The sequence below is a fragment of the Ferrovum sp. genome, from assembly GCF_027317285.1.
Taxonomy (GTDB): domain Bacteria; phylum Pseudomonadota; class Gammaproteobacteria; order Burkholderiales; family Ferrovaceae; genus Ferrovum.
Genome location: NZ_DAHVHV010000079.1, coordinates 1 through 5,806, shown reverse-complemented (window position 1 = coordinate 5,806; position 5,806 = coordinate 1). Strand labels below are relative to the sequence as shown.

General features: G+C 55.5%; 6 protein-coding genes. All 6 read left to right on the top strand.

Annotated elements, in window-relative coordinates; all coding sequences use genetic code 11:
- The first annotated feature begins 252 nt into the window (after positions 1-252).
- Positions 253-1,527: a tyrosine-type recombinase/integrase gene (locus tag M6F29_RS11080; RefSeq protein WP_298159804.1), complete on the top strand. Its 1,275-nt coding sequence runs from the start codon at positions 253-255 to the stop codon at positions 1,525-1,527.
- Positions 1,524-2,192: a hypothetical protein gene (locus M6F29_RS11075; RefSeq protein ID WP_298159802.1), complete on the top strand. Its 669-nt coding sequence runs from the start codon at positions 1,524-1,526 to the stop codon at positions 2,190-2,192. Before M6F29_RS11080 ends, M6F29_RS11075 begins: the two co-directional genes overlap by 4 nt.
- A 397-nt stretch (positions 2,193-2,589) precedes the next feature.
- Positions 2,590-3,093 carry a CHC2 zinc finger domain-containing protein gene (locus M6F29_RS11070; RefSeq protein WP_298159799.1) on the top strand — a complete coding sequence of 168 codons (504 nt, stop codon included), beginning with the start codon at positions 2,590-2,592 and terminating at the stop codon, positions 3,091-3,093.
- Entirely contained in the window at positions 3,086-4,645 is a 1,560-nt protein-coding gene (locus tag M6F29_RS11065; RefSeq protein ID WP_298159797.1) for a YfjI family protein, read from the top strand. Before M6F29_RS11070 ends, M6F29_RS11065 begins: the two co-directional genes overlap by 8 nt.
- Positions 4,642-4,968: a hypothetical protein gene (locus M6F29_RS11060; protein ID WP_298159795.1), complete on the top strand. Its 327-nt coding sequence runs from the start codon at positions 4,642-4,644 to the stop codon at positions 4,966-4,968. Before M6F29_RS11065 ends, M6F29_RS11060 begins: the two co-directional genes overlap by 4 nt.
- A gap of 215 nt (positions 4,969-5,183) precedes the next feature.
- A complete protein-coding gene (locus tag M6F29_RS11055; RefSeq protein WP_298159792.1) occupies positions 5,184-5,447 on the top strand; it encodes a hypothetical protein in 264 nt (87 codons plus the stop codon).
- Positions 5,448-5,806: the final 359 nt, after the last annotated feature.

Here is a 5,806-nt window from a genome sequence, read left to right as displayed (position 1 = left end):
CCCGCCAACAGTGGCGTTGCGGGCAAAAAAATCCCAACCGATACGGGTTGGGATTTAAGGTAATGGTGGAGGCGGCGTCCACCATTTTACCCTTTTCGTGATTCTGTCTGATTCACTCTGATACGCTCAAACCCCCTGTAGATAGTGCCTTACAGCCAATGACTGGCGTTTTATACAGTTGCATACTGTATCATCTAAGCGCATAATTTATGTTGGGCGGTAAGGTGGGCTAAAAAACAGGGGGGGTGGATCATGCCGAAAATAGCCAAGATGCTTACACCGTTGGAAGTGGGCAGGTTGACCGAGGAAGGATTCCATTCAGTGGGAGGGTGTCGAGGTTTGCACCTTCGGATCACGGGCGGGTCCAGAGCGTGGGTTCTGAGGATCAAGATAGGGGACAAGCGGCGTGACCTCGGGTTAGGACCATTTCCAGAAACAGGGCTTGCCGATGCCCGGAGGAAGGCTCAGGAATTGCGCGATCAGGTGAAGGCTGGTATCGACCCGGTGGCACAGAAGAAAGCGGCACAGAGCGCCGTAAAGGCTTCCCAAGCCAAGCAAGTTACCTTTCGTCAGGTGGCGGAGCAGTTCCTTGAGGCAAAGGCTGGCGAGAAAACAGCGCGTCACACCAAGGTCTGGCGATCCAGTTTTGAGATGCACGTCTACCCTACCATTGGAGACATGTTGGTTCAGGACGTGGAACTCGCGCACGTGGTCAAGGTTCTCGAACCGATATGGATCACCACCAGCGTTACGGCCACAAAGTTACGAGGACGCATCGAGGCGGTTTTGTCTATGGCGACCGTCAAAGGCTACCGGACCGGACCGAACCCGGCAGACTGGAAGGGCAACCTCGACCAATGCTTACCGAAGCCAGGCAGGGTGGCGAGGGTGACCAAGCAACCAGCGTTGCCCTATCGCCAGATTCACGCCTTTCTGGATGACCTGCACGGGATCGAGGGCATGGGTGCGGTGGCGCTGGAATTCGCCATTCTGTGCGCGTCTCGTTCGGGTGAAGTGAGGGGTGCCAAGTGGGATGAATTCGACCCGCGTAACGCGGTTTGGGTGATCCCTGCCGAGAGGATGAAAGCCGGGCGAGAACACCGGGTTCCCTTGAGTGATGCGGCTCTGGCCATATTGGAAAAACTCCCACGGGATAATGACCTGGTGTTTCCCGCCTTGCGTGGAGGAACGATCAGCGACATGACCATAAGCGCAGTTACCCGGCGCATCAACCAGCGCAGGGAAGCGGATGGGCTGGCACCTTGGACTGATGAGAAAAGTGGCTTGTGGATCGTTCCGCATGGTTTCAGAAGCACGTTCAGGGACTGGTGTTCCGAGCAGACCGCATACCCAAGAGAGGTGGCAGAACAGGCGTTGGCGCACACCGTTGGTAGTGCGGTTGAGCGTGCTTATAACCGTTCGGACCTGTTCGAGAAACGGCGGCACCTGATGCAGGAGTGGGCGAGGTATTGCCAGCCACCAGCACCAGCGGGAAAGGTTGTACCGATCCGGGGGAAGCAAGCATGATTGACTTCGTCTCGATAGCCGATGCGGTGGCGGAGATTGCCAAAAATCAGGACCAAAGCCTTTCCGATGTGGCGAAAGCATCCAAGGCCGCCAGCATCCTACATAGAGAAATTCACAACAATGAAACCGCATTCCAGTGGTACGAAATAGACGAGGGTACGAGCCAACCGCTTAAATGTGATTCATGCGCCAAAGACGCAATGGCGATGCTGAAACATGCTGCCGGGTGGGCGCAACGTGCGATTGACCATGAAATCAAAACGGTTGTGGAACACGTTGGAAAGTGTAAACAGTTTGGACTGGACCCGGACAAAGAACCGATGCAGGAAGCAGGCCGATGTACGAGCGATGGGCAGTGGGACTGGCCGCGCTTTGGGGCCTTCCGAGAATACGTAATAGGATTTGACCGAGATGTAAAAGCCTTGGAAAAAAGCGTACAGGAATCGCAAGCCGAACCCCAAAAGAGCGCGGCAGACCGTCACGGAGATACGATCCTGGAGGCCATCATATCCTTGGGGCTTGACCCACTGGCGCTGGAGGGGAATTCAGGACGGATTGGCGGCGACAAACAGAAGGTGCGCGACAAAACTACCTTGACTGCGGACCAGTTTAACACTGGCTGGAAAACGCTCACGAGCGCCAGGAAGATCAGATACAACACCTGACCAGGTTCGTTTATGTGGGTTATTTTCAATCGCTGACCAACCCACATACCTGCATTCATTGGCCTCGCATATGGGTTGATCCGACCCATACAAATAACCCATATACCCCCTATTTAAGCGTTTGATTGCAAAGCGTATATTTTCTCATATCGCCTCACTTTGAGACGAAAAAGGAGAAAATCATGGCACAACGCGTATCCCCTTCGGTTGAAAATTTTCAGTCATTACCGACTGACGCCTTTCTCGGAATCCCGGCAATCGCTCAAGTCTTGGGAAAATCACACTGCACTATCCACCGGAGATTTAAAAACGGGACCTTGCCAGCGCCTATAGTGGTTTTGGGTCGTCGAGGTTTGTCGGTAGGGACCGTCCGGGCAATCCTGGCAGGGGAAGGAAAATGAACGCCCGAAATGAAAACGCCCACGGGGAGGTGGGCGCGGGTACTTCTCGAAACGCATCCGCATCTTACCACGATCCTGCTGCCAAAATCCTCGAACGTCTGCAAAAAGTACGCAGAACAGGGGCTGGAAGGTGGATTGCGTGCTGCCCTGCTCACGATGACCGAAGCCCATCCCTGGCCGTTCGGGAAGCGGATGGTGGCCGCGTCCTGATTCACTGTTTCGGAGGGTGTTCGGTTCAGGAAGTCGTTGGCGCTCTGGGTTTGGAGTTGGGCGACCTTTTCCCGCCTCGCGATGTGAACCACAAACCCGAACGGCGACCGTTTGATGCGTTTTCGGTACTCGAAGCGGTTTCGTTTGAACTTACGGTGGCCGGGCTGATTCTGGCTCAGTTCGTGGCTGGCGAACCGCTGGACACTCAAATGCGTGACCGGGTGGCGCTGGCTTCTGGCCGGGTTGCAAACGCCCTGCAAGTCGCCAGAGGGGGGCATCATCATGGATGACTTGGTGGAGCGTGGGACCGCCTTTCTGGACAGCGTGACCGAGGTAGAAAACGAAGCAGGCCGAACCCTGGCGCAAGAGTTTTCAGAATCGGTGCCACCGCAATTACTGGCGGCCAAGATTGATCCCGAACCATATCCGATTGATGCCCTGCCCGACATCATCCAGGCGGCGGTGGAAGAAGTTGTGGGGTTCGTCCAGGCTCCCGTGGCCCTCGTTGCTGCCTCTGCCTTAGCGGCGGTGTCGCTGGCCTGTCAGGCGCACGTGGACGCCAAGCGAGCGGAAAAACTAAGTGGCCCTGTGGGATTGTTCATGCTCGCCATTGCAGACAGTGGAGAAAGAAAATCAACTTGTGACGGATTCTTTGCCAGGTCGATCCGGGATTATGAGGCAACCCAGGCGGAAGCCGCAAAACCCATACTGAAAAATTATTCAGCGGCAATCGAGGCATGGGAAGCCAAGCGCGGGGGGATTAAAGAAAAAATCCGTCAACTGGCCAAAGACTCCAAACCAACTTCTGGCTTGGAGAGCCTCTTGCGAACTCTGGAACACGAGAAGCCGGAACCACCGCGAATTCCGAGATTGATCCTCGGGGACGAAACGCCAGAAAATCTTGCTTGGAGTCTGGCGAAAGACTGGCCATCGGGTGGCGTGCTATCCAGCGAGGCGGGCGTGATATTCGGCTCCCACGGCATGGGCAAGGATAGTGTGATGAGGAATCTGTCCTTTATGAATGTGATGTGGGATGGTGGAACGCACTCTGTTGGGCGGCGCACCTCTGAATCTTTCACGGTACGCGGTGCGCGGTTAACGTTGGGGTTGATGGTGCAGGAAGCGACCCTTCGGGATTATTTCAACAAGAACGGCACCCTGGCTCGGGGTACGGGGTTCCTGGCCCGATTCCTTGTCTCGTGGCCAGTGTCAACCCAAGGAAAACGACCCTTCGCTGAACCGCCGGCGAATTGGCCGCACCTTGAGGCATTTCATAAACGCATGGCCGCGATCCTGGAACAGCAGCCTCTTGTTAACGAGGATGGTTCGCTGGCTCCTGTCACGATGGGGCTGACCCCGTCCGCAAAGGCGGCATGGATTGATTTTCACGATGCCATTGAAGCCGAACTGGTGAACGGCGGTGAACTTTATGACGTGCGGGACGTTGCGGCCAAAACGGCAGACAACGCGGTACGGCTGGCGGCGCTGTTCCAGATGTTCCAGGGTTCGGGCGGCGCAATAGGAAGTCAGGCTTTCGATGGGGCATCTCGAATCGCGGCATGGCACCTATCCGAAGCCCGTAGATTTTTTGGTGAACTTGCTCTGCCCGTAGAACTGGCTGATGCCGGGCGGTTGGATGGTTGGCTACTCGACCATTGCAGACAAGGCCGCACATATTTCGTCAGAAAGAATCACGTGCGACAGCACGGGCCATTGAGGGATGGGGCACGCCTTGACGCGGCGATCCGTGAACTTGGTGAACTCGACCGCCTGCGGGTGAAAAAAGATGGGAAGAAGGTGACGCTCCACATTAACCCAGCACTGTTGGGGGTAGCACCATGACCTTATCCGCACTGATTCGGAAGCGGGGCTATGAGGCAGTTGCTACTGCTACAGTTGCTATTCCTGCTACACATGAAGGGGAAACAGTGGGAATCGTAGCAAAAATAGCAACAATAGCAATAGCAAACCCCAAGGAGCGCGAACCCACACCTGCACCTGAACCAGCACAGGACCCCATCGGCAACCACTGGAAAATCACTCTCCAGTCCGGGCGCGTGATCGAGGTTTGCCAGACACCACCACAGACGCGCTCGTGGGTCATTACGAACTGGCAGGCGCTGGATGCGGAGAGGCTTGAGGACATTGTCATGGTCAGGGAGTGACCCGAGTTTCCGCCACCCCGGAAACCAGCAACGGCGGGGGCTGGCGCGTGAATACGGCCGGAGTTTCCGCTACTTTTCTGGATCAACGAACTTTATGACCGAGTTTCTGCGCATGGTGAGCACCAATTTCCAATAACGGCGCGGGGTTGCGCGGCATCGTGACCGCGTAAGTGCGCATTTTCAAAATCAACGAACTTTTGCAGGAGGAACCAACCATGACCGCATGGACACCTGAACGGAAGGCCCGGCAATCTGCCTTGATCCACTCCTGGAGACCTTGGGAGCAATCCACAGGACCAAAGACGGATGAAGGTAAGCAGGAGGCTTCACGGAACCGTCAGAGGGCTTTGGAGAAGGCCCGGCAGGAAGTGGCCGATGCCCGGAAAGCCTTGACCGAGGCTCAGGACGCTTTGGAACGGCTCGGGTGCAAATCCACTCTTGACCTGGCGGCTATCATTGCGCTGACCAAACACTTCTGAAGCGTCCCCCCCTCCAAAACTCCCGTCAGCGTGGCGGCAGTTTTTCCTCTCCCACTCGGCACCTTAAAAAGTGGGCCAAGCGTGGAATGAGTTTTCCCGTCCTTCCATCGTGTGAGGAATTGCCGTGACTGTCACACAAAACCGCCTTGATCGATGGCGTCCATCAAGCCAGAAAGCCGGTTCAAAGGGGGCTAGTGAAATCTTTTTTGTGGGACAATTTGTGGGACGGTTAAAAATAAAAACGATTTAATGCAATAAAATCATATTGTTACATCATAACCTTGGCGGAGAGAGAGGGATTCGAACCCTCGATGCAGTTTTTGACCGCATGCTCCCTTAGCAGGGGAGTGCCTTCGACC